The sequence below is a fragment of the Streptomyces sp. NBC_01622 genome (assembly GCF_045209635.1).
GTDB lineage: Bacteria > Actinomycetota > Actinomycetes > Streptomycetales > Streptomycetaceae > Streptomyces.
The window spans coordinates 5,657,317-5,683,094 of the sequence record NZ_CP109293.1 but is presented as its reverse complement, the minus strand read 5'-3'; the positions used below and the strand labels follow the sequence as shown (position 1 = coordinate 5,683,094).

The following is a 25,778-nucleotide window of genomic DNA, read 5'->3' as shown; positions in this document are numbered from 1 at the left end:
GCCAGCGGTGCAACGGAAAGGAACGAGCGCTCATGCGCGAGATCCTCGGAAAGCGACGCAGGCTCCTGTCCAGGCGAGACAACAGGAGGTCTGAGATGCTCGGCGCGGCCCTGACCTTCGCGACGGAATGGCAGTGGCCCGTACTCCCGGGCGTGGCACCGGACCCCCAGGGCCGGGCCCGCTGCGGCTGTCCGGACCCTGAGTGCACGGTTCCCGGCGCCCACCCCTTCGACCCCGGCCTCCTCGCGGCCACCACCGACGCCCGCATGGTGCGCTGGTGGTGGGGCAACCGCCCCGCCGCGCCCATCGTCCTCGCCACCGGCGACAAGGCTCCCTGCGCGGTCAGCCTGCCCGCCCCCGCGGCCGCCCGGGCGCTCGCCGCGCTCGACCTCCAGGGCATGCGCCTGGGCCCGGTCGTCGCCGCGCCCACCCGCTGGTCGCTGCTCGTCAAGCCGTACTCCATGGAGCAGTTGGGCGAACTGCTCTACGCCAAGGACCATGTCCCCGGCTCGCTCCGCTTCCACGGCGAGGGCGGCTATCTCGCCCTGCCGCCCTCCGAGACCGGCCAGGGACAGATCCGCTGGGAGCGCGCACCTCTGCCCGGCTCGTCCTCGCCCTGGGTCCCCGATGTCGAGGCCGTGGTGGACGCCGTGGTCGAGGCCCTCACTCGTACGGGTGTGAGCGCCCCCGAGTTGTAGGGGTGTCGGGCGCGCGCGGACCGCGGCGCCCGTAGTTGGTCGTTATCTTCCGCTACATGAACCTTCGTCTGCTCGCCCTCGCGGGCGTCGCGGTATGCGCGGTCGCGCTGCCGCTGGCCGTGGCGTCCGCGGGACCCGTACGCGACGGGGGTCACGCAGTCGTACGTTCCCTGGTCGACTCCTCCGTCTCCTCCGGCGGCGACGCGAAGGCGCCGTCCGAGGTGCCCTCGCCGGCGCCCGCGCCCACCCGCTCCCCGCTGACGCTCGGCCTGGGGCTGGCCACCGCCGCCCGCTGCGGACCCGAACTCTCCACGCCCGACGGCATCGAGGCACAGACCTGTGTGATGGCGCAGGGCGAGGACACCTGGGCGCGCACCTACTACCGCAACGCGAGCGGCGACGACCTGGACGCGGTGCTGAGCCTCATGGGGCCGGCGGACCGCACCGTGCAGATGCACTGCGCGGTGAGCGCCGAGGACGAGCCCTCGCTGTGCGAGACGCCCAGAGAGCACGCACAGGGCGATCTGGCGGCTTATACGGCCGTCGCGGAGTTCGCCGCCGGGCAGGGCGGGCGCGGGCCGCTGTTGCTGCGCTCGGGGAGCAACTCCTCGGCGCCTACGGCGAGTTGACGGACGACATCGTTCCGTACACGCGGGCCGGGCATGAAAAGACCCGGTTGCTGGCGACGGGGGATGCACCAGCAACCGGGCTACTCGAACGGTAACAAGAGATCGGCGGTTCGCAAATTCGATCTCGGCTATTCGGACACCGACTTGCCTTTCACAACGGGGAGTTGTGACAGGAGTCACCGGAGTGAACAGGCCTGTTGCGACTGACCGGTCGGTCAGCCGAACCCCTGCGCCCCTCTGTGGGTCAGCTGAGCGTGACCTGCCGGTTGGTGAGGCCGCCGCGCGCGCGGCGCTCGTCCGCGGTGAGCGGGGCGTCCGTGGCCAGCGCGGCGGTGAGGCGCTCGGCGAACTCGGCGGCCGGCTTCTCCACGTCGTCCGCGCCGAACCCGCTCGGCAGGTCCCAGACGGGCACGGTGAGACCGTGAGCACGGAAGGACCCCACGAGGCGGGTGCCGTCACCGAGACCGGAGCGGCCGGCCGCGTGCAGCCGGGCGAGACCGTCCAGAAGCTGCTCCTCCGGGTACGGCATGACCCAGCGCAGGTGGTTCTTGTCCGGCGTCTCGCACCAGTACGCGGCGTCCACGCCCTGGAGTTTCACGGTCGGGATGGCGGCGGCGTTGGCGCGCTCCAGGGAGGCGGTCACCTCGGGCGACGCGTTCTCCGCCTCCGGAACCCAGAATTCGAAGCCCGCGTGCACAACTGGCTCGAACGCGCCTTCCGGGTCGAGCAGTTCCTGCAGTCGCGGACCGTCGGCCGGGGCACGGCGGGACTGCACCGGAGTACCCGGCTCCGCGACCAGCGCGCGCTGGAGGGTGTCGGCGAGGTCGCGGCTGATGTCGCCGGACGCCGTGTCGTTCTGCAGACCGAGCAGCACCGAGCCGTCGTCTCGGCGCAGGGCCGGCCAGGCCATCGGCAGCACCGTGGCGAGCGTGACCGACGGAACCCCTTCGGGGAGGCCGCCCTTCAGCGGCAGCGCGACCGTGGCGGCGGGCACCAGCTCGCGCAGCGCCACCCAGTCGCCCTCGCCGGGCAGCCCCTCGAAGGGCCGCTGCACCAACTCGGTCACCGCGTGCGCGGCGGCCCGGCCGTGGCACGCCTTGTAACGGCGGCCACTGCCGCAGGGGCAGGGCTCGCGGGCACCGACAACCGGGACCTCTGCGTCGCTGAGCTGAGGCCGCTTGGCCGTGGTCTGGGGTCGCTTCTTGGCCATCGTGGGTGTCTCCCGGTTACGGCTCGTCTCGTACGGGCGGGAGCCTATCCGTTCACGCCATGACCGACGGGAGCCTGTGGACAACCCGGCGACACGTCGGCGGCGGGCCGCCTGTGGAAAACCCGGCGCCTGTGGACGGACGCGTCAGTTCTGCGCGGACGTGTCAGTCCAGGTTGTCGTAGGCGTCCGCGAAGCCCAGCCGGGGACCCGCGGAGACCGCCGGGGCGGTGACGCGTGTAGCGAAGTCCTCGCGCCGGTGCGCGGCATCCGGATCATGGACGTCCTCGTGCACGACGACCCACACCGTGACCTCGCCCCGGGTGTCGTCGCGTACGCCCCAGTCCTCGGCCAGCGCCGTGATGATGTTCAGGCCGCGCCCGCCGCGCGCCGTGACCGACGGGGTGGCCGGAGCCGGGCGGGTCGGGCCGCCGCCGTCCGTCACCTCGACCGTGAGCCGTCCGCCCGTGTCCACGCGCCAGGCGCAGCGGACGTCACCATCACCGGCCAGGGCGTCGCCCAGGGGCCGGCCGTGCTTGCACGCATTGCTCAGAAGTTCGGAAAGGATCAGTACGGCATCGTCGATGACCGCTTCCGACACACCGCCCGTGCGCAACTGATCGCGCATGCGATGTCTTGCCTGACCCACGCCCGCAGGGCCATGGGTCACGGCCATGCTCGACGACGTGGGCACTTCCTGTGCCACCACCAACGCCACCCCCGAGACCTCCTTCGCCCCACGCCACGGTGTGGATGCCCTCTTGGCCTGTACCGGAAACCGGCCAATCCACGTTCGGTGACGCATTCGCAACCATCGAACACGGGCCGAACGCGCCGGAGCACTCCCTGTAATCGGGTGGCTTGTTTTCGATGGTGTGGCCGAGTTCGGAGGATGGTGCAGGTGAGGCGCCTGGGTCAAGGGGTGTTTGGCGGTCTTTATGAGGTTCTTTAATGTTCCCTACCGAGCTGGCTCAGAACGGCCCGCGGCCGGTTGGTGATGATGGCGTCAATGCCCAGGTCAACGCAGAGATCGACGTCCTCGGGCTCGTTGACGGTCCACACATGCACCTGATGACCGGCGTTTTTCAGCCGCTCGATGTACGCAGGGTGATTGCGCACGATCCTGATCGAGGGGCCTGCGATCCGGACACCGGCCGGAAGTCGACCGTCCCGGAGGCGCGGCGAGAGGAACTGCAACAAGTAGACCGTCGGCAGCGTCGGGGAGGCCGCCCGCACCCGGTGCAGAGATCGCGCCGAGAAACTCATGACCCGTACCGGGGAGTCTGCGGCGGAGGCGGGGACGTCAAGGCCGAAGCGCTTCAGGAGCACCAGCAGCCGTTCCTCGACCTGCCCCGCCCAGCGCGTCGGATGCTTCGTCTCGATGGCCAGCTCCACCCGCCGGCCCGAGTCCGCGACGAGTTCGAGCAGCCGTTCCAGGGTGAGTACGGAGGTGTCCCCGCGGTCCTCCGGGAGGTGCTCCCAGTCCGGCTCCTCGTCCCGTGTCTTCCAGGAGTCGCGGGACCGGTCGCGGCCCTTCCAGGAGCCGAAGTCGAGGGCGGCCAGATCGGCGAGCTCCAGCGCCGAGACCGCTCCGCGTCCGTTCGACGTACGGTTGACGCGTCGGTCGTGGACGCAGACGAGATGGCCGTCGGCGGTCAGTCGTACATCGCACTCAAGCGCGTCCGCGCCGTCCTCGATCGCCTTCTTGTAGGCGGCGAGGGTGTGTTCGGGAGCCTCTTCGGAGGCTCCGCGGTGGGCGACGACTTGGATCCGGTGCTGCCGTGCGTGGGTCACCGCGTCATGGTGCCACCGCAAAGGGGTACACGTGGAGCCGAAAAGGCGTAGCCATGCGGCGTTTTGGCACTTATGGACGCTTATAAAGGATCGCCATGGACCCACAGGCACCGCTTATGGTGCCCTGACGCCCGGTGGGAAAAGCTGACGGCATACAAAAGCACCAGCACAGCTGTTTCGCGCCGGACCGTCGACAAGCGTGAACGAGTGTGACCGCATGCTTCCGAGAACAACAGCCGTGGACCGAGGAGAAGAGCTGTGAGCACCGAGAACGAGGGCACTGAGGTACCCCCGGCCCCGTCTGCACCTCCTGTGCCGGTGGAATCTCCCGCAGCTTCCCCGCAGGCGGCTGCGCCCGAGGGGGGCGCGCCCACCACGCAGCTCCCCCCGGTGCCTCCGAGCGCCCCGCAGGACGCATCGCGCGCCGGGGAGGCGCCCGCGTACGGCACCGCGCCTCAGACGCCCGGCCCCGAGGGCACGGGATCCGCTCCCGACGCCGCCTGGCCGCCCCCGCCGCCCGCCACACCGTCGTACGCCGACGGAGGCACGGCCGCGGGCGCGTACGGCGGCGAGGGAGTGGGCGGATACAGCGGCGACGGCTACGGAGGTGACGGCGCGTCCGGCGCGGGTGGCTACGGAGGGGACGGCGCGGGCGGCTGGGGCACCCCGTACCAGCAGCAGCCGGCGCCCAAGAAGGCCGGCGGCGGGCGCGGCGGGCTGATCGCCGCCGTCCTGATCGCCGCGCTGGTCGCGGGCGGCCTGGGCGGTGGCCTCGGCTACACCCTGGCCAAGAACAACGACAACAACAGCAACTCCACCACCGTCTCCGCCGACACCGGCAGCGGCGCCTCCGTTAAGCGCGACCCGGGCACCATCGCCGGGGTGGCCGCCAAGTCCCTGCCCAGCACGGTCACCATCGAGGCCGAGAGCACCAGCGGCGAGGGCGGCACCGGCACGGGCTTCGTCTTCGACACCCAGGGCCACATCGTCACCAACAACCACGTCGTCGCCGACGCGGTCGACGGCGGCAAGCTCACGGCCACCTTCCCGAACGGCAAGAAGTACGACGCCGAGATCGTCGGCCACGCCCAGGGCTACGACGTAGCGGTCATCAAGCTCAAGAACGCCCCCAGCGACCTCAAGCCGCTCGCCCTCGGCGACTCGGACAAGGTGGCCGTAGGCGACGAGACGATCGCCATCGGCGCCCCCTTCGGCCTGTCCAACACGGTGACCACGGGCATCATCAGCGCCAAGAACCGCCCGGTCGCCTCCAGCGACGGCAGCTCCACCAGCAAGGCGTCCTACATGAGCGCCCTGCAGACCGACGCCTCCATCAACCCCGGCAACTCGGGCGGCCCGCTGCTCGACGCCCAGGGCGCGGTCATCGGCATCAACTCCGCGATCCAGTCGACCAGCAGCGGCGGCCTCAGCGGCAGCAGCCAGTCCGGCTCGATCGGCCTGGGCTTCGCCATCCCGATCAACCAGGCGAAGTACGTCGCCCAGCAGCTGATCAAGACCGGCAAGCCGGTGTACGCCAAGATCGGCGCCTCCGTCTCCCTGGAGGACAGCACCGCGGGCGCGACGATCACCACCGGCTCCTCCGCGGTCGAGGCCGGCGGCCCCGCGGCCCAGGCGGGCCTCAAGGCCGGCGACGTCATCACCAAGCTCGACGACTCGGTGATCGACAGCGGCCCGACCCTCATCGGCGAGATCTGGACCCACAAGCCGGGCGACAAGGTCACGATCACCTACAAGCGCGGCGGCACGCAGCACACCACGGAACTGACCCTGGGATCACGGGTCGGCGACAGCTGACACAGCGTCGAACGTTCAACCGGCGGGCCGGGCAAGGGTTTCCTTGCCCGGCCCGCCGGTTTTCCCCCTCTCCCTCCATGGGCGCGTGCACACCGCGGGAACCGGATTCCGCCCTGCGGCGAAGTACGGGTGAAAGCCCAATTGAAGTCCCCGTGATCTCGGACACGTGATCGTTATGCCGTGAGGGCGTGCTGGTGCCGTTGCCTGGTCTCGGCCGGGGTGAGGTAGCCGAAAGTCTTGTGCTTGCGCAGGCGGCGGCGGTTGTAGAAGGTCTCGATGAAGGAGAAGACCTCGGCTCGGGCTGTGGCCCGGTCGGGCCAGGTACGGGTGCCGGTCTCCTCTTTGAGTAGGGCCCAGAAGCTCTCCGCGGCGGCGTTGATGCCCCTATGGATGTCAAGCGGTGTCTCGGGCTGGTTCCGTGGGGTGTGCCGCGGTGTTTGCGGGGCGATGTGCCGGTAGATCTCTCGTGCGACGTACCGTTTGAGGCAGCGGATGATCTCGCGTTTGGTCTTGCCCTCCGCGAGCCGGTGCCGCACGTAGTCCTGGGAAGGGCCCGCCCAGCGCAGACGGCTGAGGATAATCCGGTAGAGGGCGGCGTTGGCCTGGCGGTCGCCGCCTCGGTTGAGTCTGCGGCGCTGGGTCTTGCCGGAGGATGCCTCGACCGGGCTGGTGCCACAGAGGGCGGCGAACGATGCTTCGCTGTCGAGGCGTTCGGGGTTGTCACCGGCCGAGATGAGCAGGGCTGCTGCGGTGTCCGGGCCGACGCCGTGGACGTCGAGCAGGCCCGGAGTTCTCGCTTTGATCGCTTCTGCTGTCCGCTTGTTGAGGTCGTTGATCTCCTCGGTCAGGTGCTGTATGCGGCGGGCCAGCAGTCTCAAGGTGTGCCGTGCAGCCCCTGCCGGCCCGGAGACCTCCGACTCCGTGAGCAGAGCGCACTGTTGGAACAATTTCGGGTTGCTCAGCCCGCCAGGGACTCGCGGAGTTCGGCATCGGCGCAGACCAGAACGCTCTTGAGCTGGTTGATGGCCTGGGTCCTGGACTTGATCGCGGACCCCTTCGCCAGCTTGAACAGCCGCAGCATCTCCACCGGGCCGTCGCTCGTCTTCGCTGCGGCGGTGGCGCGAGCGGACAACACGGCACGGGCGGCGGCTTCGGCATCGATGGCGTCGGTCTTGCCGTGGCGCCGTCGGGCGGCCTTGTCGGGCTGGTTGACCTCGCTCACCTCGATGCCCTCGGCCCGCAGGTACCGCGTCAGGGCCGCACCGTAGGATCCGGTGCACTCGACCCCGGCTCGCCGCAGCATGCCGAACGAGCATGCCCAGGACAGGAGTTGACGATATCCCTCCGCGGTCGCCGGGAAGCTGCGGCCGTCCAGAGCGGCGCGGACTGTGGTGACGACGGCCGCAGGGTGGACGTCTTTGTGGGTGTCAACACCGAGCAGGATGTCCTCCTCAGCTTCGGCTGGGACGTGACATGGGGCCGTGGGCTGCGTGATGCTGGGCAAGGCCGCCTGTCTCCTGATCGCCTCGGGTGCCGGTGGCCGTCACCGGGCCAGGGCGGTCAAGACTGTGACGGTGCCTGTCGCGAAGACCCCTATCGGGACACGTCCCCTGCCCGGCGGCAGCGAGTACAGCTCCAGGCAGTGGCCGACAGATCAACGCCAAGGCAACAACGCCAGTCGAAACACGGGTCAGGCCGCCGCCCGGAGCAGCACCCGATCATCCTCACAGTCGAAACATGATCCGGTGCGCCCGCAACTGTGCCGCAGCCCCAACTCCCCTATTCGGTGGCGGAACTGGGTCGACGTATATTCACTGCCGCGATCGCTGTGGATCACGCAGCCGGGCTCCGGATGAGCCCGGCCGTGGGCCATGTCGAGGGCGTCGACGACGAGTTCGGCGCGGTGGTGGTCGGCCATGGCGTAGCCGACGACCTCGCGGGTGGCCAGGTCCAGCCAGCAGGCGAGGTAGAGCCAGCCCTCGGCGGTGGGCAGGTAGGTGATGTCGCCCACCAGCTTGGTCCCGGGACGCTCGGCATGGGAATCACGGCCGATCAGGTCCGGGGCCGGCTTCGCCTTCGCATCCGGCCGGGTCAACGAACGCCTCCTGCGCCGGGTGGCGCCACGGATGTCGCGCTCACGCATCACGCGGGCGACGCGCTTGCGGTTCACTCGCCGGCCCAGGCGGCGCAGTTCGGCGTGGATGCGCGGGACACCGTAGGTGTGCCGGGAAGCGATGTGCAGAACGGTGATCTCCTGCGCGAGCGCGTCGTCGGCGGCCTGACGGGCGCAGCGGGCGGCCTCGCCCTCGCGCCAGGCGTAGTAGGAGGAGCGGGCGACCTTCAGCACCCGGCACAGCAGGACGATCGGGTACGTCGCCTTCTCCGCGTGGATCAACCGGTACAGCTCGCTCACCGGTCGTTCTCCTTGACCGGTTGAATCTAAGCAAGGCGTCTGACGATGACTCCGAAGCGGCGTGTTGTGTCGGCACCGTGCTGAGTCGGTGGCCTGGGTAATTCGGTTGGGTATCCCCGTCGGCAGGGTGACGCCACGCCATCACCACCCTTTCGGTCCTAATCCGCCTCTTTGTGCATGCATGGGGGTAATTTCTGCAGCTAAGCAACGGTATATCCCGACGCTGTGAGATGTGTTGCGGGCTCAGTGGCCATCTGACCGAGCTGCCCCGGGCGTTCGGAAGCCTGGCGACTGCGGTCAACGGCGACAAGAAAGGACTGGTCCATGGCAGCGGACGCCATCCCTTCCGCCCCTCCTGGTAGACGACGAAAGTGGAGATTCAGAGCGACGGTCGTCATGGTGCCACTGGTCGCGCTGCTGACGTCGATCACTTTGATCTCGAACCTTGCGAGCGCAGCTGAGGCCCCGGTGGGGTTGGGGACCGCCACGAGTTACGCGGTCCTGGCCGGTTCAGGGGTCACAAATACGGGCCCCACGGTCGTCAACGGCGACCTGGGAGTCAGCCCTGGGTCCTCGGTGACGGGCTTCCCGCCCGGAATCGTGAACGGAGTGCAGCACGTCGCCGATGCTGCCGCCGCTCAGGCCCAGTCCGACCTGACCACTGCCTACAACGACGCGGCCGGCAGAGCACCGACCGCCAACCTGACCTCCCCGGGCGACATCGGCGGACTCACGCTGACCCCGGGCGTCTACAAAGCCTCGTCGTCGCTGAATCTCACCGGGACGGTCACTCTTGACGCCCACGGCGACCCCAACGCCGTCTTCATCTTCCAGATCGGCTCCACTCTGATCACGGCTCCGGGGAGCAACGTCCTGCTCGTCAACGGAGCGCAGGCCTGCAACGTGTTCTGGCAGGTGGGAAGCTCGGCCACCCTCGACACGAATTCCTTCTTCAAGGGCAACATCCTCGCCCTGACGTCCGTCACGGTGAATACCAACGCAGCGGTCGAGGGTCGGGCACTGGCGCGTAATGGTGCGGTCACGTTGGACAGCAACGTGATCACGAGGGCGGTCTGCATGACGGGCCCGCCCGGGCCGTCTGGGCCGTCTGGGCCTGCTGGGCCGTCTGGGCCTGCTGGGCCGTCTGGATCTCCTGGGCCGTCTGGGCCTGCCGGGCCGTCTGGGCCTCCTGGGCCGTCTGGGCCTGCCGGGCCGTCTGGGCCTCCTGGGCCGTCTGGGCCTGCCGGGCCGTCTGGGCCTCCTGGGCCGTCTGGGCCTGCCGGGCCGTCTGGGCCTCCTGGGCCGTCCGATCATCCGAAGCCGAAGCCGTCCAAGCACCCCAAGCCGAAGCCGAAGCCGTCCAAGCACCCCAAGCCGAAGCCGAAGCCGTCCAAGCATCCCAAGCCGCACAAACCTGGCCACGAGGGCAATGGCTACCACGGCCACGGCCACAAGAGCTAGAAAATCACCACAAATGTTGCGGCTCTGGCCCCGGCGCAGTTACGTCGGGGCCAGTGCTGTTGGCATGCAGGGTGAGTGGGCCGAGGAGCCGGTCGGGCGGATGTGGCGCTGACTGCGTCGAAGACCGCCTCCGGCCCGGTCAGCGCGGTGTTGGGGGTGGCGGGCGTCCAGCGCGATGCAGCGGCGCTGCACATCCCGGCCCGCGGCGCGGCATGCATGTGCTCGCACCGGTTCCTTTTCCTCTGACTCAGGCATTCGGCGAGTGCGCAACTTCTCTAACGCCGCGAGAAGTTCAGGTCGGTGATCGCGTGGCGGCATCTGGCCAGCCCTCGCCGAGCATCGCCACCGGCATAGGATCGGGTGCTGATCGGAGCGGTGGTCCTGAGGGGTGGAAGATGGCCAGTGGACCCCGCGTGGACCACGAGCCCCGAGAAGCGCCCAGGGCCGGTACGCTGTACCCGCTCCGTCCCTGGTGGGCGCGGGCGCAGGTGGGTTGCCCGAGCGGCCTAAGGGAACGGTCTTGAAAACCGTCGTGGCAGCGATGTCACCGTGGGTTCAAATCCCACACCCACCGCAGTGTTGGTAAGGGGCGCCCTCAATTGAGGACGCCCCTTACGCATGTCGGCCCTCACGCGCCGGGCAGCGGTCTCACGCCCCCCGCCCCGTCATCCGCGCCGCCGAAGCGATCGTCGCCCGGGCCTCCCGTTCCGTAAGGCCCGTGCCCAGGGCCGCCTCCACCAGGGCGTCGACGAGTGCCGGGCCGATGTCGTTCTCGTAGGCGCGGCAGGCAGCCCAGAAGAGGCGGGTGTTGCGTTGGCCCTCGTGGGCCGCGAGGACGAACTGGACGAGGCCCTGGCCGTGTTGGCCGGTCGAGGTGGGGGTCGGGTGGTTGGTGCGGGGTGGGGGGAGGAGTAGGCGTAGGAGGGAGGGCGGGCAGGGGGCCGGTGCGAGGTGGGCGGTGGCGGTGGCGGCGGCGTAGAGGCCGTGTTCGGTGCGGGAGCCGGGGCCGACCAGGTAGCCGCCGGCGCCGCGGATGTCGATGCCGGGGGCCAGTCGGCCCGCCGAGTTGGGGACAACGACGTCGGGTGGGCCGGTGAGCCAGAGGTGACGGCCGCCGCTGGGGGTCAGGACGACCACGGTCTCGGGGATCGTGAACAGGTGGCGGAGGGCCAGTTCGCGCAGGGCGGAGGACGAGTCCGTACCGGATTTGGTGTCGAGGTCGATGCCGATGAGGTGGTGCGGCGGCAGTCCGCACGCGATGCCGTAGCCGGTGGCCCAGGGCGCGGCGGCGAACAGCTCGCGGATGCGTGCCGGGTCGGTCGAGGCGTCGTAGACCCCGTGCCCGAGGAGTCCGCACTCGCCGTGGCAGGGCGCGCTCGCAGCGACTGAGGCACCCGAGGTGCTCACGCCGCTCGTGGCATCCCAGGCCACGCCCACCGTGGCGGCGTTGTCACGGTGTGGCGAGCGCAGGGCCGGGAGTTTCGTTCGGGACAGGGGGATCACGGCCAGTCCGCGTTCGGCGGCTGACAGGGCGTGTGCGAGGGCCAGCGTGGTGGCCTGCCGGTCGATGGTGGCCATGACTCCATGTTCGTACGAGTGTTCGAAAAAGGGAAGAGGGGATGGCGGTGACGCGCCCGGGAGGGGCGGTCGCCGCGAAATGTGCCGGAACGCTTCGCCTCTTGTGCGGCCTGGGGCGGGATGTCCGTACCGCCCCGAACTGCGGCTTCGGTGGAGGCAAGGGGGTTTATCGACTTGTCATCACGCTTCAGGGGGAATAACCGCTTCCGGTCTGGTTCGCCGGGGATTCGGTGGGCAACTCTGGTCTCGCGACGTCGTGCACCACACCGGGGCGGTCGGCCAACTGCCCTGGTGGAAGCCGTAATTGAAGCTCTACCTCGTGTGCGTTCGGCTCAGAAGCCGCTACGCACCTTGTTCTGGAGGAACAACATGGCAAGCATCCGTACCGCCCGTGTCATCGCCGCCGTCTCCGCCCTCCCGCTGGCAGCCGCCCTCTTCACCGGCGTCGCGGCGGCGGACAACGGCGCCATCGCGGGCAACGGATCGAACGCGGGTGTGGCGACCGTCGGCGGCAGCGGGGTCGGGCACGACAACAAGGGCAACTCGTCCACCACACAGCAGCAGGCGGTCGGCTCCGGGGCCTCGAACCAGAGCAACACCGCCCAGGTCAAGGGATCCGCGTTCTCCGCCATCAACCAGGGAAACTCGAACGTCGCCATCAACTTCGCCAACCTCTGGTAGCCGCGCCCGACGACTCCCGCGGGGGGATGCGCGGAGGCGTCTGAGGGTGTGTGAGGTGTGCTCTGTGGGGTCGTGACGCGTCTGCGCGGTGGTGCTTGGGTGCCACCGCGCAGACGTTTTTCGCGTGCCGCGCGGATGTTTTCGTGCGCCACGCGCGCATGGCCGGGCGGCAGGGCGCCTGTGCACTGACGACCTTGACAGTCCACAGCATCTGACGGACAGTCAGAAACCATCGTCCGTACGACGACACGGAGGTCCGCCGTCGTGCACCTCGCCCCCACCCCTCGCCAGCAGCGGTTGCGTGCCGAACTCCGGGCGTACTTCGCCGCGTTGATGCCGGACGGACCACCCCGCGCGGACGACCCTCAGGGGCAGCGGGCGTTGCTGCGCCGGATCGGCGGCGACGGGTGGCTCGGGCTCGGCTGGCCGGTCGAGTACGGCGGTCAAGGGCGCGGCGCGGACGAGCAGTTCGTGTTCTTCGACGAGGCCTACCGGGCGAACGCGCCCGTCTCGATGGTCACCCTGAACACCGTGGGGCCGACGCTGATGAAGTACGGCAGCGAGGAACAGAAGGCCGCCCTCCTCCCGGGCATCCTGCGCGGGGAACTCGTCTTCGCGATCGGCTACAGCGAACCGTCGGCCGGCACCGACCTCGCCTCGCTCCGGACCCGAGCCGTACATGACAGTCAGGGGTGGCTGATCGAAGGGCAGAAGATCTTCACCTCCAACGCCCACAACGCCGACTGGATCTGGCTCGCCTGCCGCACCGACCCCGAGGCCCCCAAGCACCGCGGCATCTCGATCATCCTCGTCCCGACCGACGCGCCCGGCTTCTCCTGGACCCCGATCGACACGGTGGGCGGGCAGCGGACGACGGCCACGTACTACGACGGTGTCCGCGTCCCGGCGGCCAATCTGGTCGGCGCGGAGAACGAGGGCTGGTCGCTCATCACCAATCAGCTCAACCACGAGCGGGTCGCCCTCGCCGCGACCGGCATGCAGGCCGAGGACTTCTACACGGCCGCGCTGACCGCCGCCCGCACACCCGATCCGGTGACGGGCAGGCGCCGGGCCGACGAGCCGTGGGTGCGGGCTCAGTTGGCCGAGGCGCACGCCCGGCTGGCGGCGACCCGCCTGCTCAACTGGCGACTGGTCGGCGACGTGGGCGCGGGCCGGCTGGCGCCCGGCGACGCGAGCGGCGTGAAAGTCATGGGAACCGAATCGACGGTGGCGGTGTACCAGATATGTCAGCACCTCGCCGGAGCGGACGGGACGGCCGGACCAGGGGGGTCAACAGGGCTGGCGGGGCTGGTGCGTTCGGGTTCGCCGGGTGTCTTCGGGGACGGCGAGCTGGAGCGGTTGAACAGGGCGGCGCAGATCAACACGTTCGGGGGCGGGGTGAGCGAGGTGCAGCGGGAGATCGTCGCCACGATGCGGCTCGGGATGACGAGGGGGCGGCGGTGACGGGGGAGTCGGTGGTGAGTGCGGCGGTCGACGAACTGGGCGCGCGGCTCAAGGCGTACGAGGGGCGTCCGGCCGCCGTCGCGGGCACCGGCAAGGACCCCGTCAACGAGCCGATGATCCGGCACTGGTGCGAGGCGATGGGCGACACGAATCCGGCGTACACGGGCCCGGACGCCGTCGCCCCGCCCACCATGCTCCAGGCCTGGACCATGGGCGGCCTCTCCGGACACTCGGGACGCACGGGGGCCAACGACGAGCTGTTCGACCTGCTCGACGAGGCGGGCTGCACCTCCGTGGTCGCCACCGACTGCGAGCAGGAGTATCTACGGCCCCTGCGGCCGGGTGACGAGGTCACCTTCGACGCGGTGATCGAGTCGGTCTCGGACCGCAAGACGACGAAGCTGGGCACGGGGTACTTCGTCACCACGCGCATGGACGTGCGGGTGGGCCAGGACCTCGTCGGCACCCACCGCTTCCGCATCCTCAAGTACGCCCCCGCGCGACAGCAGCAGAAGACGAAACAGGAAGGGAAAGGAGCTCGTGCCCGCCGCCCCCGCCCCGTCGTCAACCGCGACAACGCCGGCTTCTGGGAGGGCGTGGAGCGGCACCAACTCCTCATCCAGCGCTGCACGAGCTGCGGAACGCTGCGCCACCCCTGGCTGCCGGGCTGCAACACTTGCGGCGGCCCGGACTGGGACACCGTCGAGGCGAGCGGCGACGGGACCGTCTACTCGTACGTGGTGATGCACCACCCGCCCTTCCCCGCCTTCGACCCCCCGTATGCGGTCGGACTGATCGAACTCGCCGAGGGCGTGCGGATCGTGAGCGATGTGGTGGGGATGCCGTACGACAAGGTGCGCATCGGGCTGCCGGTACGGCTCGAATTCCGGCGCTACGACGACGATGAGGACGATCCGCTGGTGCTCCCCGTCTTCCGGGTCCAGGAAGGCCGAGAGGGCGGGGTGGGCTGACATGGACTTCACCCCCACGGAGGAACAGGCGGCGGCCCGTGACCTCGCCGCCCGTATCTTCGGCGACCTCGCGACTCCCGAGCGGCTCACGGCGGCCGGGACGGGCAGCGACCCCGAGCTGTGGAAGGCGCTCTGCGCCGCCGGACTGGTGGGCGCCGTCGAGGAGTTGGGCCTGCTCGGCCTCGTCCTCCTCCTGGAGGAGCAGGGGCGGACGACGGCCCAGGCGCCCTTCGCTCCGACGTGCGTGTACGGGCTGCTGGCGGTGGCGGCACACGGTTCGCCCGAGCAGCGGGAGCGGTTGTTGCCGGGCATTGGGGACGGGTCGGTGGTGGTGTGCGGGGCGTTTCCGGCGCAGGGGGGTGTACGGGCCGTACAGGTCTCCAGGCAGGGCGAGTTGACCGGTACGGTCCCTGTCGTCCCCTGGCTGCGTGACGCCACGCATGTCCTTGTCGCCGACGATCACGGGGAGTTGTGGCTGACGCCGGTCACGGACGCCACGCGCGTCGAGCCGGTCGAGCTGACGGCACCCTGGTCGGCGGGGCGGCTGACACTCGACGGCGCGGCGGCGGAACGGCTCGGCGCCACGGAGGCCCACGCCGACGTCCTGGCCACCGCCCGCACCGCCTTCGCCGGTCTGCAGGCCGGGGTCTGCGCGGGGTCGCTCGCGCGGGCCGTGGCGCATGTCAACGCTCGGGAGCAGTTCGGGCGTCCGCTGGCCACCCGGCAGGCGGTCCAACTCCGGGCCGCCGACGCGTACATGGACATCGAGGCGATACGCGTGACGACGTACGAGGCGGCCTGGCGGCGCGACGCGGGGCTGCCGTACGCCACGCACGCGCTGACCGCGGCCTGGTGGGCGTCCGAGGCGGGCCGGCGGGTCGTCGACACGGGTCAGCATCTGCACGGCGGTGCGGGAGCCGACCTGGACCATCCGGTCCACCGGCACTTCCTCTGGGGGCGCCAGCTGGACGCGTACCTCGGATGCGGGGCCGAAGTACTTCAGGAACTGGGGGAGTTGATCGTCAGTGAGGAGGCGCAGCCATGAGGGCAGGAGGTGCGGTCATCAGGGCGGGTGAGGAGTTGCCCCCGCTCGAGATCGAGATCACCCGCACGCTGATCGTCGCCGGAGCGATCGCCTCCCGTGACTACCAGGACGTGCACCACGACGCGGAGTTGGCGCGGCTGAAGGGCTCCCCCGACATCTTCATGAACATCCTGACGACGAACGGTCTGGTCGGCCGCTACATCACGGACCACTTCGGCCCACGAGCCGTCCTCCGCAAGGTCGCCATCCGGCTCGGCGCCCCCAACTACCCCGGCGACACCATGGTGTTGACCGGCCGGGTCGAGGAGACGGACGGCGACACCGCGACGGTGCGCGTGCTCGGGACGAACGGCATCGGCCGGCATGTGACCGGCACGGTCGTGGTCACGGTCGCCGTACCGACGACGACGGAGGCCGGGGCATGAGCGCCCGCACCCGCGACACCCTCGGCGGACGTGCCGCGATCGTCGGCATCGGGGCCACGGAGTTCTCCAAGGACTCGGGGCGCAGCGAGCTGCGGCTGGCCGTGGAGGCAGTGCGGGCGGCGCTGGACGACGCGGGGCTGACGCCGGCGGACGTGGACGGGATGGTGACGTTCACGATGGACACCAACCCGGAGATCACCGTCGCCCAGGCCTGCGGGATCGGCGAGCTGTCCTTCTTCTCCCGGGTCCACTACGGCGGCGGCGCGGCCTGTGCGACCGTCCAGCAGGCGGCGTTGGCCGTGGCGGCGGGCGTCGCCGAGGTGGTGGTCTGCTACCGCGCCTTCAACGAGCGGTCGGGCCGCCGATTCGGCTCGGGCGTCACGCACCGCGAGCCGTCGGCGGAGGGCGCGGCGCTCGGCTGGTCGCTGCCGTTCGGGCTGCTCACCCCGGCGTCGTGGGTGGCGATGGCGGCGCAACGGTATCTGCACACCTACGGCCTCACACCCGAGGTGTTCGGTCAGGTGGCGGTCGTGGACCGCAAGTACGCGGCGACGAACCCGGCGGCGTACTTCCACGGCAGACCGATCACCCTCGCCGAGCACGCGGCCTCGCGCTGGATCGTGGAACCGCTGCGGCTGCTGGACTGCTGCCAGGAGACGGACGGGGCCCAGGCGATCGTCGTCACTTCGGTGGAGCGGGCCCGAGACCTGCCGCGCCCGCCCGCGGTCATAGCTGCGGCGGCCCAGGGCGCCGGGCGGGCACAGGAGCAGATGACCAGCTTCTACCGCGACGAGCTGACCGGCCTCCCGGAGATGGGCGTGGTCGCGCGGCAGCTGTGGCGGACGGCGGGGCTCGGGCCGGACGACATGGACGTGGCGATCCTCTACGACCACTTCACGCCGTTCGTGCTGATGCAGCTGGAGGAGTTCGGGTTCTGCGGAAAGGGGGAGGCGGCGGACTTCGTGGCCGATGAACGGGTGCCCGTCAACACGCACGGGGGACAGCTCGGGGAGGCGTATCTGCACGGCATGAACGGGATCGCGGAAGGCGTCAGGCAGGTGCGCGGCACCGCCGTGAACCGGATACCGGGGGCCGGCCGGGTACTGGTGACGGCGGGGACCGGAGTACCGACATCCGGGCTGATCCTCACCGCCGACGACTGAGCCCCGGCTCAAAGCAGACGACTGGGCCTCGGCCCACCGCAGACGGCCGAGCCTGACCGACTGCGGACGACCGACTCCGGACGACCGAGCCAGGCCGACCCTGCACGGCCGAGCCCGGATGCCCCCTGACGGCCGAGCTTGGCTAACTCCGGATAGCCGAGCCCGGCCGACTCCGGACGACCGACCCCGGCTGCTCCTGTACGACCGAGCCCCGGCTGCCCCTGTACGACCGAGCCCCGGATGATCCCGGACGACTGCGCCTCGCCTGGGCGGACTCCGGACGGCTGAGCTTCGGCCGACCCCGGACGGCAACTCTCAGGGTGAACCCGCAGCGGCTGACCCCGGACGGCAATCCGCACGGGTGAACCCGCAGTGGCCGACTCCGGACGGCAATCCGCACGGGTGAACCCGCAGCGGCCGACCCCGGACGACCGAGCTCCCGGGCAAGCCGCAGCGGCTTACCCGGCCCTGCCCGGCCCTGCCCCCGGGAGGGATCCAACAACGATCACCCCGGCCCAGCCCCGCCCTCGGGAGGGATCCCACAACGATCACCCCGGCCCTGCCCTGCCCTGCCCTCGGGAGGGATCCCACAACGATCACCCCCGCCCAGCCCCGCCCCCGGAGGGAACCCGCAGCGGCCGACCCCGCAAGGCCCTGTCCCCAGAAGGAACCCGCAGCGGCCGCCCCGCACGGCTCACCCCCAGGGGTAAACCCGCAGTACGTCCCGGTCGCTCGTCCACCTTCAGGAGGTGGAGCCAGCCCCACCACTACAACCTGAGGCGGAGTCTGCTTCGGGACCTGCGGCCGATCCGCCGCAGCAGCGATCGCTCATAGCGTGGAGCCATGACCACAGCCGTCTGCACCAGCGCTGCGAACGCCGTCGCACGGGCCGCCGAACGGGCCGACGCTCGGACCACGACACGGCCCGGCACCCGCCCCGCGGCCCGCCCCGCCGTACGCCCGGCCGCCCGTCCCGCCACCCGGCCCACGGCGCGGGCTGCGCGGACCCAGCCGACCGCCACCGCCACCGCCACCGCTGCCGCCACCGCCCTCACGTACCCCTCGTTCTCGTCGTACATGAGGGCCAGGCAGCCCGTGCTGCTGCGGACCGCCCGGTCGCTGACCGCGAACCCGTCCGACGCCGAGGACCTGCTGCAGACCGCGCTGACCAAGACGTATGTCGCCTGGGAGCGGATCGAGGACCACCGGGCGCTGGACGGCTATGTGCGCCGGGCGCTGCTGAACACGCGGACCTCGCAGTGGCGCAAGCGCAAGGTCGACGAGTTCGCGTGCGAGGAGCTTCCGGAGCCGGAGCCGGGCGGCGGCGCGGAGGACCCGGCCGAGCAGCAGGCGTTGCACGACGCGATGTGGCGGGCGATCGCGAAACTGCCGGACCGGCAGCGGGCGATGGTCGTCCTCAGGTATTACGAGGACCTCAGCGAGGTGCAGACGGCCGAGGTGCTCGGGGTCTCCGTGGGCACGGTGAAGTCGGCGGTGTCGCGGGCGCTGGGCAAGCTGCGCGAGGACCCGGAGCTGGTCCTGGTCCGATAGTTCGGACAGCTCGTGGCGACGTGATGTGATCGATCATCCGTCCCTAGTGACATACCGTGCGGTATGTGCGCAGAATCAGCGCAGCCCTTACTACCGCGTAGGCAATGTCGCCCCGGGAGGACGCCGTGCTGAGCACCATGCAGGACGTACCGCTGTTGATCTCCAGGATCCTGACCCACGGGTCGACGGTCCACGGAACATCGCAGGTGATCAGCTGGACCGGTGAGGGAGAGCCGGAACGCCGTTCCTTCGCGGAGATCGGCGCCCGGGCGGCCCAGCTCGCACACGCCCTGCGCGAGGACCTGGGCGTGGCGGACGGCGAGCGAACTGCCACTTTTATGTGGAACAACTCCGTTCACGTCGAGGCCTACTTCGCGATCCCCGCCATGGGCGCGGTGCTGCACACCCTCAACCTCCGTCTTCCGGCCGACCAGTTGGCGTGGATCGTCAACCACGCGGCCGACCGGGTGGTGATCGTCAACGGTTCGCTGATCCCGCTGCTCGCACCCCTGCTGCCCAAGCTGCCGACGGTGGAGCACATCGTCGTCTCCGGCCCCGGCGACCGCGGCCCCCTCGACGGCACTTCCGTGCGCGTGCACGAGTACGAGGACCTGATCGCCGGCAAGCCGACCAGGTACGACTGGCCCGAGCTGGACGAACGCCAGGCCGCCGCGATGTGCTACACCTCCGGTACTACGGGCGACCCCAAGGGTGTGGTGTTCAGCCACCGTTCGATCTACCTGCACTCCATGCAGGTCAACATGACCCAGTCGATGGGGCTCACGGACCAGGACACCTCACTGGTCGTAGTGCCCCAATTCCATGTAAATGCCTGGGGTTTGCCCCACGCCACCTTCATGACCGGCGTGAACATGCTGATGCCGGACCGCTTCCTGCAGCCCGCGCCGCTCGCCGAGATGATCGAGAGCCAGCGCCCCACGCACGCGGCGGCCGTGCCCACCATCTGGCAGGGCCTGCTCGCCGAACTGACCGCCAAGCCGCGCGACGTCTCCTCCCTCACCCAGGTCACCATCGGCGGCTCGGCCTGCCCGCCCGCCCTCATGGCGGCCTTCGACAAGCTCGGCATGCGGGTCTGCCACGCCTGGGGCATGACGGAGACGTCCCCGCTGGGCACGGTCTCGCGCCCGCCGGCCGAGGCGGTCGGCACGGAGCGGGAGTTCGAGTACCGGCTGACGCAGGGCCGTTTCCCGGCGAGCGTCGAGGCCCGCCTCACCGGCCCCGGCGGCGAGCGGCTCCCCTTCGACGGCGAGTCGGCGGGCGAACTGGAGGTGCGCGGCCCCTGGGTCGCCGGCGCCTACTACAACGGCCCCGACGCCGAACCCCTGCGCCCCGCCGACAAGTTCAGCGAGGACGGCTGGCTCAAGACCGGCGACGTCGGCACCATCTCCCCCGACGGATTCCTCACGCTCACCGACCGCGCCAAGGACGTCATCAAGTCCGGCGGCGAGTGGATCTCCTCCGTCGACCTGGAGAACGCCCTGATGTCCCACCCGGACGTCACCGAGGCCGCCGTGGTCGCCGTACCGGACGAGAAATGGGGCGAGCGCCCGCTCGCGACCGTCGTCCTGCGGGAGGGCTCCACCGCCGACTTCGAGTCCCTGCGCGCCTTCCTCGCCGACGCGGGGAAGATCGCCAAGTGGCAGCTCCCCGAACGCTGGACGATCGTCGAGTCGGTCCCGAAGACGAGCGTCGGCAAGTTCGACAAGAAGGTACTGCGCAGGCGCTACGCCGACGGCGACCTGGACGTCACCAAGCTCTGACGGTTGCCCGGACCGCTCGGCCGGTGATGCCCACCGGCTACCGGCCGAGCGAACCGACGAATCGGTCCAGCCGGGAGACGACCTTCCGCAGTACGTCGACCGACCCCTCGGCGTCGTCCTTGAGCTCCAGCGAGTGGTCCGCCGACGGAATCTCCAGGACCTCGTGCTGCCGCAGGGACGCGGCGACCCGCGAGTCCCACAGCTTGTCGGCACCGCCGCCGACGAGGAGAGTCGGCGCCTGGGCCTTCCGAAGGCCCTGTACCACCTGGTCGATCGTCAGAACAGGCGTGAGCCAGGCCGCCGCGATGTCCCGCTCGGCCGCGACCCCGCACCCGAGGGATCCCAGCGATTTTCCGACGACCAGCCGACAGGCCCCCGCCTCGGCGTCGACGGCCCGCGCGACCTCTGCCTCCACCCACGCGATCCGCTCCTCCACGGTGAACCGCGAGAAGTCGTCCGGAATCCGCCACCACAACTCCTGGACCGTCCAGCCGTGTTGGAGGAGCACGGCACGGGCGAAGTGCAGCAGCGGCATGGCGGGCGTGTACCCGACACCCGGCACGACGACCGCGACCCGGTCAGGCGCACCGTCGTGACGGGTCGGAACGGCGAAGGGACCGGGCACGGGCGTGGACATGCCCGCAGGTTACTTGCCCAACTGGCCGGACCGGCCGGCTAATTGGTGCCGATCCGAGCCAACAGGTCCACGATCCTCGACTGGACCTCCGTGCTCGTCGACCGCTCGGCGAGGAAGAGGACGGTCTCGCCGGAGGCGAGCCGGGGCAGGTCGGCCTGGTCCACCGCGGCCGTGTAGACGACGAGCGGGGTCCGGTTGAGCTGCCCGTTCGCCCGCAGCCAGTCGACGATCCCGGCCCGCCGCTTGTGCACCTGCAACAGGTCCATCACCACGAGGTTCGGCCGCAACTGCCCCGCCAGCGTCACCGCGTCCGCGTCACTCGCGGCCCGCGCCACCTGCATCCCGCGCCGCTCCAGCGTCGCCGTCAGCGCCAGCGCGATCTCCGCGTGCTCCTCGATCAGCAGCACCCGCGGCGGATGCTGCTCACTGTCCCGGGGCGCGAGCGCCTTCAGCAGTACGGCGGGATCGGCGCCGTAGGCCGCCTCGCGCGTCGCCTGTCCGAGCCCGGCGGTCACGAGTACCGGCACCTCCGCCGCCACCGCCGCCTGCCGCAGCGACTGGAGCGCGGTCCGCGTGATCGGCCCGGTCAGCGGGTCCACGAACAGCGCCGCAGGGAACGCGGCGATCTGCGCGTCGACCTCCTCGCGCGAGTGCACGATGACGGGCCGGTACCCGCGGTCGCTCAGCGCCTGCGTGGTCGTCACGTCCGGCGCGGGCCACACCAGCAGCCGACGCGGGTTGTCGAGCGGCTCGGGGGGCAGTTCGTCGTCGAGCGGCTGCGGCCTCGGCGTGTCCGCGATCTCCACGGCCCCGCCCGGCCCGTCCAAGGGTTCGGGCCCCTCGGCCGCGTTCTCGTCCGGTGCTCCTATGGCGTACGACCGTCCGGCGCCCTCGGTGATCGGCGAGAGCCGCGACTGCCCGGCCATCGACTGCTGGGCCTGCTCACCCTGGGGATGCGGACGGGCCGCCTGCTCCGGCGCCCCCGTTGCGGGCTCGGGCCGCGTCCCCAGCTTCCGCCGCCGTCCGCCACCGCCCGGCTGATGCGGCGGAGGCGTGGCGGTCGGCTGCTGCACCTGAGCCGCCTGCCGAGTGAACGGCACCCCCTGCCCCAACGTCCGCACACTGATCGCCCGCCCCTGAGTGGAGTTGGGATCAACACCCCCGACCGAAGCCCCGGCCGGCGCCGGCACGGCAGCTTCAGCGGGCAGCGGCTGCGCGACCCGGGGTTGCGGAGCGGCAGCCGCGGGAGCTGCCGGTGCCGGGGCGTTCGGGTTCGGCTGTGGATTCGGGGCTACGGCGGGTTCGGCGCCGTTCGCCGGTACGGGGGTGCCGGGGGCCGGTGCAGCGCCCGGGGCCGGCTGCGCCGCGGGGAGCGCCTGCCGCGGTACGGCCGCACCCGGCGCACCGGGGTGGGCCTGAGCCGCGGCGGCCTGGCCGGGGATGCCGTGCGGGGAGACCGGCTGCCCTTGGGCGCCGGGGATGCCCTGGGGCGGAATCGGCTGACCCGGGAGTCCTTGAGGTGAGACGGGTCGGCCGCCGGGCCCGCCCTGCGGCAGCGCAGCCTGTGCCGGGATGCCCTGACCGGGGGCCGCCTCCGCCGGGAGCGGCAGCGGCTGGGCCGCGGTGGCCTGTCCCTGACCGGGGAGGCTCTGCGCGGGCGCGAGTTGCACGGCGGCGCCCGGCTGGCCGGGCACCGGCTGCACCGCACCCTGCACCTGCCCAGGGAGCCCTTGTCCCACGGCCGCGTCGCCCGCCGCCGCGAGCTGACCGGAGTTCTGCCCGGGCGGCGAGGGCGCGACGCCGACCTGCGCCGGTACGCCTACGGGAACACCCGGCCCCTGCCCCGCCGTCCCCTGCGCCGGAACCACAGCGCCCGCCGTCTGCACCGGCACGCCCTCCACGGGCTGCTGCGGCTGGGCCACGGCCCGGCGCCGCCGCCCGGTGGGCGCGCTCGCGGGATGAGGCTGCGGCGGAGTGTGGTCCTCGGACTGGTCGTGCGGAACGGCGTCGTGCCGCCCTTCGTCACGGGCAACCTGCCCGGGAGCGACCGGAACCCCAGGAGCGACCGGAACCCCCGGCACCTGCGCGCTCGCGTCCGGCGTCCGGTCCGCCTCGGCCGGCGGCAGCGCGAACACCGTACGAGCACCCGCCTCCTGCGCGGCGGCCCGCTCGGCCGCAGCCGCCAGGGCGCGCCGACGACGCCCGGTCGGCTGCCCGTCCTCGCCACCGGAGCCGTCGGCCGCACCCCCCGCAGGACCTCCCGCAGGCAACGCGGGCGGCAACGCCTGCCGCTCGCCACCGGCGGGCGCGGGCACGCCCTGCGGCGGCACCGTCCCGCCCAGCCCCGTCCCCGAGGCCGCCGTCCCGGCCGCATGCTCCGCCGCCGTCATCACGGCACCCTCGGACACACCCTCCGCGTCACCGTCGGCCCCGTCACCGGCGCCGCCCTCGGCCGCCCGCCCGCGCCGTCGCCCCGTACCGCTGGAAGCGCCGTCGCCGCCCGCCTCCACGGCCGCCGCCGACTCCTCGCCCGCACGCCTTCTGCGCCGCCCGGTGGGCACCACGCCCTCGCCGCCGGAGTCGTCGGACCCGCCGTCCGGCACCTCGCTCTCCAGGAACGCGTCCACCGAGGACCGCCGGGCCCGCCGCCGCCCGCTGTTGCCGTCGGCCTGCTCGGGTACGGCGAGTTCGGCACCGCCGGTCGCGGCCGGAGCCGCGACGGCCCCCGCCCCGCCCCCGATCGGAACCTCCAGCACATACGCGCTGCCGCTCATCCCCGGCACGTCGTGCGTCTGCAGCACCCCGCCGTGCGCCCGCACGATCCCGCGCACGATCGGCTCGTGCACCGGGTCTCCCCCGGCGTACGGCCCGCGCACCTCGATCCGTACGACCTCACCGCGCTGCGCCGCCGCCACGACGACCGTGTTGTCCATGTAACCGCCCGCCGACGCGGGCGAGTTGCCGGTCGCGTCGACACCGGCGACGTCCGCGACGAGGTGGGCGAGCGCGGTGGCGAGCAGCCCCGGGTCGACCTCGGCCTCGATGGGCGGCGCGTGCACGGCGAACTGCACGCGACCGGGACCGATCAGCTCCACTGCCCCGTCGACACCGGCGGCGACGACCGCGTCCAGCATCACTTTCGTCCGCGAGATCTCCTCGGCACCGGTCTCCAGCCGCTGATAGCCGAGCACGTTGTCGATGAGCTGCGTGATGCGCGAGTAACCGGCCGACAGATGATGGAGGACCTGGTTGGCCTCGGGCCACAGCTGCCCGGCGTCGTCGGCGGCCAGCGCGGCCAGTTCGCGGCGCAGTTCGTCGAGGGGTCCGCGCAGCGAACGCCCGAGCAGCGTGAGCAGTTGCTCGTGCCGTGCGGCCAGCTCCTCGTAGCGGTCCTTCTCCCGCTCCCCGAGCGCGGCGTACCGCTCCTCGTTCGCCGCGAGCTCCTCCTCGTGCTGTTCCTGAAGCTCCTCGACCTCGGTGATGTGCTTCTGGCGCAGGGCGGTCAGCTCGGAGGCGTGCTCCTCGTCGATCCGCTCCAGTTCGTCCCGGTGCTGCTTGTCGGCGGCGTCCTTCTCCTCGGCGAGCGAGTCGTAGGGCCGCCGGTCGGTGAACGTCATCACGGCGCCGACGAGCTGGTCGCCGTCGCGCACGGGCGCGGTGGTCAGGTCGACGGAGACCCGGTCCCCGTTCTTGGCGAACAGCACCTGCCCGCGCACCCGGTGCTTGCGCCCGGACCGCAGGGTGTCGGCGAGCGGCGACTCCGCGTACGGGAACGGTGAGCCGTCCGCGCGCGAGTGCAGCACGAGGGTGTGCAGCTCCTTGCCGCCGAGGTCGCTGGCGCGGTACCCGAGGATCTGGGCGGCGGCCGGATTGACGAGCACGACCCGCCCGTCCGTGTCCGTCCCTACGACACCCTCGGCCGCCGCGCGCAGGATCATCTCGGTCTGCCGCTGCGAACGGGCCAGCTCGGCCTCGGTGTCCACGGTCCCGGAGAGGTCGCGGACGACGAGCATCAGCAGTTCGTCGGCGGTGTAGCCGTAGCCGTCGTAGGCCTGCTGGCCGTCCTCGAGGTTGGCGCTGGTGACCTCGACGGGGAACTCGGAGCCGTCGGTGCGGCGGGCGATCATCCGGGTGGGCTTGGTCCGGCCGCGCGGGTCCATCGAGTCGGGGCGCCGCATGGAACCGGGGATGAGCCGGGAGTCGAACTCCGGCAGCAGGTCCAGCAGTCCGCGTCCGACGAGCGCGGTGCCGGGCGCCTCGAAGGCTTCCAGCGCGATGGTGTTCGCGTTGACGACGGTTCCGTTGGCGTTGACCAGTACCAACGCGTCCGGGAGCGCGTCGAGTATGGCTGCGAGGCGAGCAGCGCCTCGGGATGGCCTGCTGCTCACGAGACGCTTCCTCCCTGTTACCGCACCTTGCCGACCGCGGAGGCCATCTTGCCAACCGGCCCGCGACGTGTCACGCG

Annotated in this window: 22 protein-coding genes and 1 tRNA gene; 14 read left to right on the top strand and 9 right to left on the bottom strand. The window is 71.2% G+C overall.

Annotation, left to right across the window (positions count from 1 at the left end; genetic code table 11):
* Nucleotides 1-32: 32 nt before the first annotated feature.
* Complete coding sequence (locus OH768_RS26075) at nucleotides 33-698, top strand: bifunctional DNA primase/polymerase (RefSeq protein ID WP_359610838.1); 666 nt, start codon at nucleotides 33-35, stop codon at nucleotides 696-698.
* 56 nt (nucleotides 699-754) lie between these two features.
* Nucleotides 755-1,327, top strand: a complete 573-nt coding sequence (locus OH768_RS26070) for a hypothetical protein (protein ID WP_406457447.1) — start codon at nucleotides 755-757, stop codon at nucleotides 1,325-1,327.
* 244 nt (nucleotides 1,328-1,571) lie between these two features.
* Here the strand turns inward: OH768_RS26070 and OH768_RS26065 are convergent, their stop codons facing one another.
* From OH768_RS26065 to OH768_RS26055, 3 genes are all read right to left on the bottom strand, one after another.
* Nucleotides 1,572-2,537: a DUF5926 family protein gene (locus tag OH768_RS26065; protein ID WP_406457445.1), complete on the bottom strand. Its 966-nt coding sequence runs from the start codon at nucleotides 2,535-2,537 to the stop codon at nucleotides 1,572-1,574.
* Between the two features lie 163 nt (nucleotides 2,538-2,700).
* On the bottom strand, nucleotides 2,701-3,339 hold the full coding sequence (locus tag OH768_RS26060) for an ATP-binding protein (RefSeq protein WP_406457443.1): 639 nt from the start codon (nucleotides 3,337-3,339) through the stop codon (nucleotides 2,701-2,703).
* 143 nt (nucleotides 3,340-3,482) lie between these two features.
* Nucleotides 3,483-4,328 (bottom strand): glycerophosphodiester phosphodiesterase, encoded by an 846-nt coding sequence (locus OH768_RS26055; protein ID WP_406457441.1) that lies wholly within the window; start codon nucleotides 4,326-4,328, stop codon nucleotides 3,483-3,485.
* Nucleotides 4,329-4,586: 258 nt separating this feature from the next.
* Here OH768_RS26055 and OH768_RS26050 point away from each other — a divergent pair, with 258 nt between their 5' ends.
* Nucleotides 4,587-6,143, top strand: a complete 1,557-nt coding sequence (locus tag OH768_RS26050) for a S1C family serine protease (RefSeq protein ID WP_406457439.1) — start codon at nucleotides 4,587-4,589, stop codon at nucleotides 6,141-6,143.
* A gap of 173 nt (nucleotides 6,144-6,316) precedes the next feature.
* Here the strand turns inward: OH768_RS26050 and OH768_RS26045 are convergent, their stop codons facing one another.
* The 3 genes from OH768_RS26045 to OH768_RS26035 form a co-directional block, all read right to left on the bottom strand.
* Nucleotides 6,317-7,021, bottom strand: coding sequence for a transposase (locus OH768_RS26045; protein ID WP_406457437.1), 705 nt, complete (start codon nucleotides 7,019-7,021; stop codon nucleotides 6,317-6,319).
* A gap of 80 nt (nucleotides 7,022-7,101) precedes the next feature.
* A complete protein-coding gene (locus OH768_RS26040; protein ID WP_406457435.1) occupies nucleotides 7,102-7,647 on the bottom strand; it encodes a transposase in 546 nt (181 codons plus the stop codon).
* A gap of 186 nt (nucleotides 7,648-7,833) precedes the next feature.
* Nucleotides 7,834-8,556 carry an IS3 family transposase gene (locus OH768_RS26035; RefSeq protein WP_406457433.1) on the bottom strand — a complete coding sequence of 241 codons (723 nt, stop codon included), beginning with the start codon at nucleotides 8,554-8,556 and terminating at the stop codon, nucleotides 7,834-7,836.
* Between the two features lie 324 nt (nucleotides 8,557-8,880).
* On the opposite strand from OH768_RS26035, the gene OH768_RS26030 reads away from it, so the two are divergent.
* The 3 genes from OH768_RS26030 (at nucleotide 8,881) to OH768_RS26020 (ending at nucleotide 10,591) form a co-directional block, all read left to right on the top strand.
* Nucleotides 8,881-10,017 carry an ice-binding family protein gene (locus OH768_RS26030; RefSeq protein WP_406457431.1) on the top strand — a complete coding sequence of 379 codons (1,137 nt, stop codon included), beginning with the start codon at nucleotides 8,881-8,883 and terminating at the stop codon, nucleotides 10,015-10,017.
* Between the two features lie 102 nt (nucleotides 10,018-10,119).
* On the top strand, nucleotides 10,120-10,263 hold the full coding sequence (locus OH768_RS26025) for a hypothetical protein (RefSeq protein WP_406457429.1): 144 nt from the start codon (nucleotides 10,120-10,122) through the stop codon (nucleotides 10,261-10,263).
* Between the two features lie 241 nt (nucleotides 10,264-10,504).
* Nucleotides 10,505-10,591, top strand: a tRNA-Ser gene (locus OH768_RS26020).
* Between the two features lie 74 nt (nucleotides 10,592-10,665).
* On the opposite strand, the gene OH768_RS26015 is transcribed toward OH768_RS26020, so the two are convergent.
* Nucleotides 10,666-11,595, bottom strand: a complete 930-nt coding sequence (locus OH768_RS26015) for a bifunctional DNA primase/polymerase (protein WP_406457427.1) — start codon at nucleotides 11,593-11,595, stop codon at nucleotides 10,666-10,668.
* Between the two features lie 369 nt (nucleotides 11,596-11,964).
* On the opposite strand from OH768_RS26015, the gene OH768_RS26010 reads away from it, so the two are divergent.
* The 8 genes from OH768_RS26010 to OH768_RS25975 all read left to right on the top strand — a co-directional run bounded on the left by OH768_RS26010 (nucleotide 11,965) and on the right by OH768_RS25975 (nucleotide 20,676).
* Complete coding sequence (locus OH768_RS26010; protein WP_406457425.1) at nucleotides 11,965-12,276, top strand: hypothetical protein; 312 nt, start codon at nucleotides 11,965-11,967, stop codon at nucleotides 12,274-12,276.
* Between the two features lie 264 nt (nucleotides 12,277-12,540).
* The gene (locus OH768_RS26005) at nucleotides 12,541-13,740 is read left to right on the top strand and encodes an acyl-CoA dehydrogenase family protein (protein WP_406457423.1); all 1,200 of its coding nucleotides are present in this window, start codon (nucleotides 12,541-12,543) and stop codon (nucleotides 13,738-13,740) included.
* Nucleotides 13,737-14,711: a bifunctional MaoC family dehydratase N-terminal/OB-fold nucleic acid binding domain-containing protein gene (locus OH768_RS26000; protein WP_406457421.1), complete on the top strand. Its 975-nt coding sequence runs from the start codon at nucleotides 13,737-13,739 to the stop codon at nucleotides 14,709-14,711. Before OH768_RS26005 ends, OH768_RS26000 begins: the two co-directional genes overlap by 4 nt.
* Nucleotide 14,712: 1 nt before the next feature.
* On the top strand, nucleotides 14,713-15,756 hold the full coding sequence (locus tag OH768_RS25995) for an acyl-CoA dehydrogenase family protein (protein ID WP_406457419.1): 1,044 nt from the start codon (nucleotides 14,713-14,715) through the stop codon (nucleotides 15,754-15,756).
* A 17-nt stretch (nucleotides 15,757-15,773) separates the two neighbouring features.
* Nucleotides 15,774-16,181 (top strand): MaoC family dehydratase, encoded by a 408-nt coding sequence (locus OH768_RS25990; protein WP_406465445.1) that lies wholly within the window; start codon nucleotides 15,774-15,776, stop codon nucleotides 16,179-16,181.
* Nucleotides 16,178-17,344, top strand: a complete 1,167-nt coding sequence (locus OH768_RS25985) for a lipid-transfer protein (protein WP_406457417.1) — start codon at nucleotides 16,178-16,180, stop codon at nucleotides 17,342-17,344. The genes OH768_RS25990 and OH768_RS25985 overlap by 4 nt, the downstream gene beginning before the upstream one ends.
* Nucleotides 17,345-18,187: 843 nt before the next feature.
* Complete coding sequence (locus tag OH768_RS25980; protein WP_406457415.1) at nucleotides 18,188-18,895, top strand: SigE family RNA polymerase sigma factor; 708 nt, start codon at nucleotides 18,188-18,190, stop codon at nucleotides 18,893-18,895.
* Between the two features lie 104 nt (nucleotides 18,896-18,999).
* Nucleotides 19,000-20,676: a long-chain fatty acid--CoA ligase gene (locus tag OH768_RS25975; protein WP_406457413.1), complete on the top strand. Its 1,677-nt coding sequence runs from the start codon at nucleotides 19,000-19,002 to the stop codon at nucleotides 20,674-20,676.
* 37 nt (nucleotides 20,677-20,713) lie between these two features.
* Here the strand turns inward: OH768_RS25975 and OH768_RS25970 are convergent, their stop codons facing one another.
* On the bottom strand, nucleotides 20,714-21,313 hold the full coding sequence (locus OH768_RS25970) for an alpha/beta hydrolase (protein WP_406457411.1): 600 nt from the start codon (nucleotides 21,311-21,313) through the stop codon (nucleotides 20,714-20,716).
* A gap of 38 nt (nucleotides 21,314-21,351) precedes the next feature.
* Nucleotides 21,352-25,701 (bottom strand): PAS domain-containing protein, encoded by a 4,350-nt coding sequence (locus tag OH768_RS25965; RefSeq protein WP_406457409.1) that lies wholly within the window; start codon nucleotides 25,699-25,701, stop codon nucleotides 21,352-21,354.
* Nucleotides 25,702-25,778 lie beyond the last annotated feature (77 nt).

Excerpts from the sequence above, each read along its gene's own strand:
- OH768_RS26030 (WP_406457431.1), top strand. The coding sequence starts at position 8,881 with ATGGCAGCGGACGCCATCCCTTCCGCCCCTCCTGGTAGACGACGAAAG.
- OH768_RS25970 (WP_406457411.1), bottom strand. The coding sequence starts at position 21,313 with ATGTCCACGCCCGTGCCCGGTCCCTTCGCCGTTCCGACCCGTCACGAC.
- OH768_RS25975 (WP_406457413.1), top strand. The coding sequence starts at position 19,000 with ATGTCGCCCCGGGAGGACGCCGTGCTGAGCACCATGCAGGACGTACCG.
- OH768_RS26010 (WP_406457425.1), top strand. The coding sequence starts at position 11,965 with ATGGCAAGCATCCGTACCGCCCGTGTCATCGCCGCCGTCTCCGCCCTC.
- OH768_RS26065 (WP_406457445.1), bottom strand. The coding sequence starts at position 2,537 with ATGGCCAAGAAGCGACCCCAGACCACGGCCAAGCGGCCTCAGCTCAGC.
- OH768_RS25985 (WP_406457417.1), top strand. The coding sequence starts at position 16,178 with ATGAGCGCCCGCACCCGCGACACCCTCGGCGGACGTGCCGCGATCGTC.
- OH768_RS26060 (WP_406457443.1), bottom strand. The coding sequence starts at position 3,339 with ATGCGTCACCGAACGTGGATTGGCCGGTTTCCGGTACAGGCCAAGAGG.
- OH768_RS25980 (WP_406457415.1), top strand. The coding sequence starts at position 18,188 with ATGACCACAGCCGTCTGCACCAGCGCTGCGAACGCCGTCGCACGGGCC.
- OH768_RS25995 (WP_406457419.1), top strand. The coding sequence starts at position 14,713 with ATGGACTTCACCCCCACGGAGGAACAGGCGGCGGCCCGTGACCTCGCC.
- OH768_RS26075 (WP_359610838.1), top strand. The coding sequence starts at position 33 with ATGCGCGAGATCCTCGGAAAGCGACGCAGGCTCCTGTCCAGGCGAGAC.
- OH768_RS26015 (WP_406457427.1), bottom strand. The coding sequence starts at position 11,595 with ATGGCCACCATCGACCGGCAGGCCACCACGCTGGCCCTCGCACACGCC.
- OH768_RS26070 (WP_406457447.1), top strand. The coding sequence starts at position 755 with ATGAACCTTCGTCTGCTCGCCCTCGCGGGCGTCGCGGTATGCGCGGTC.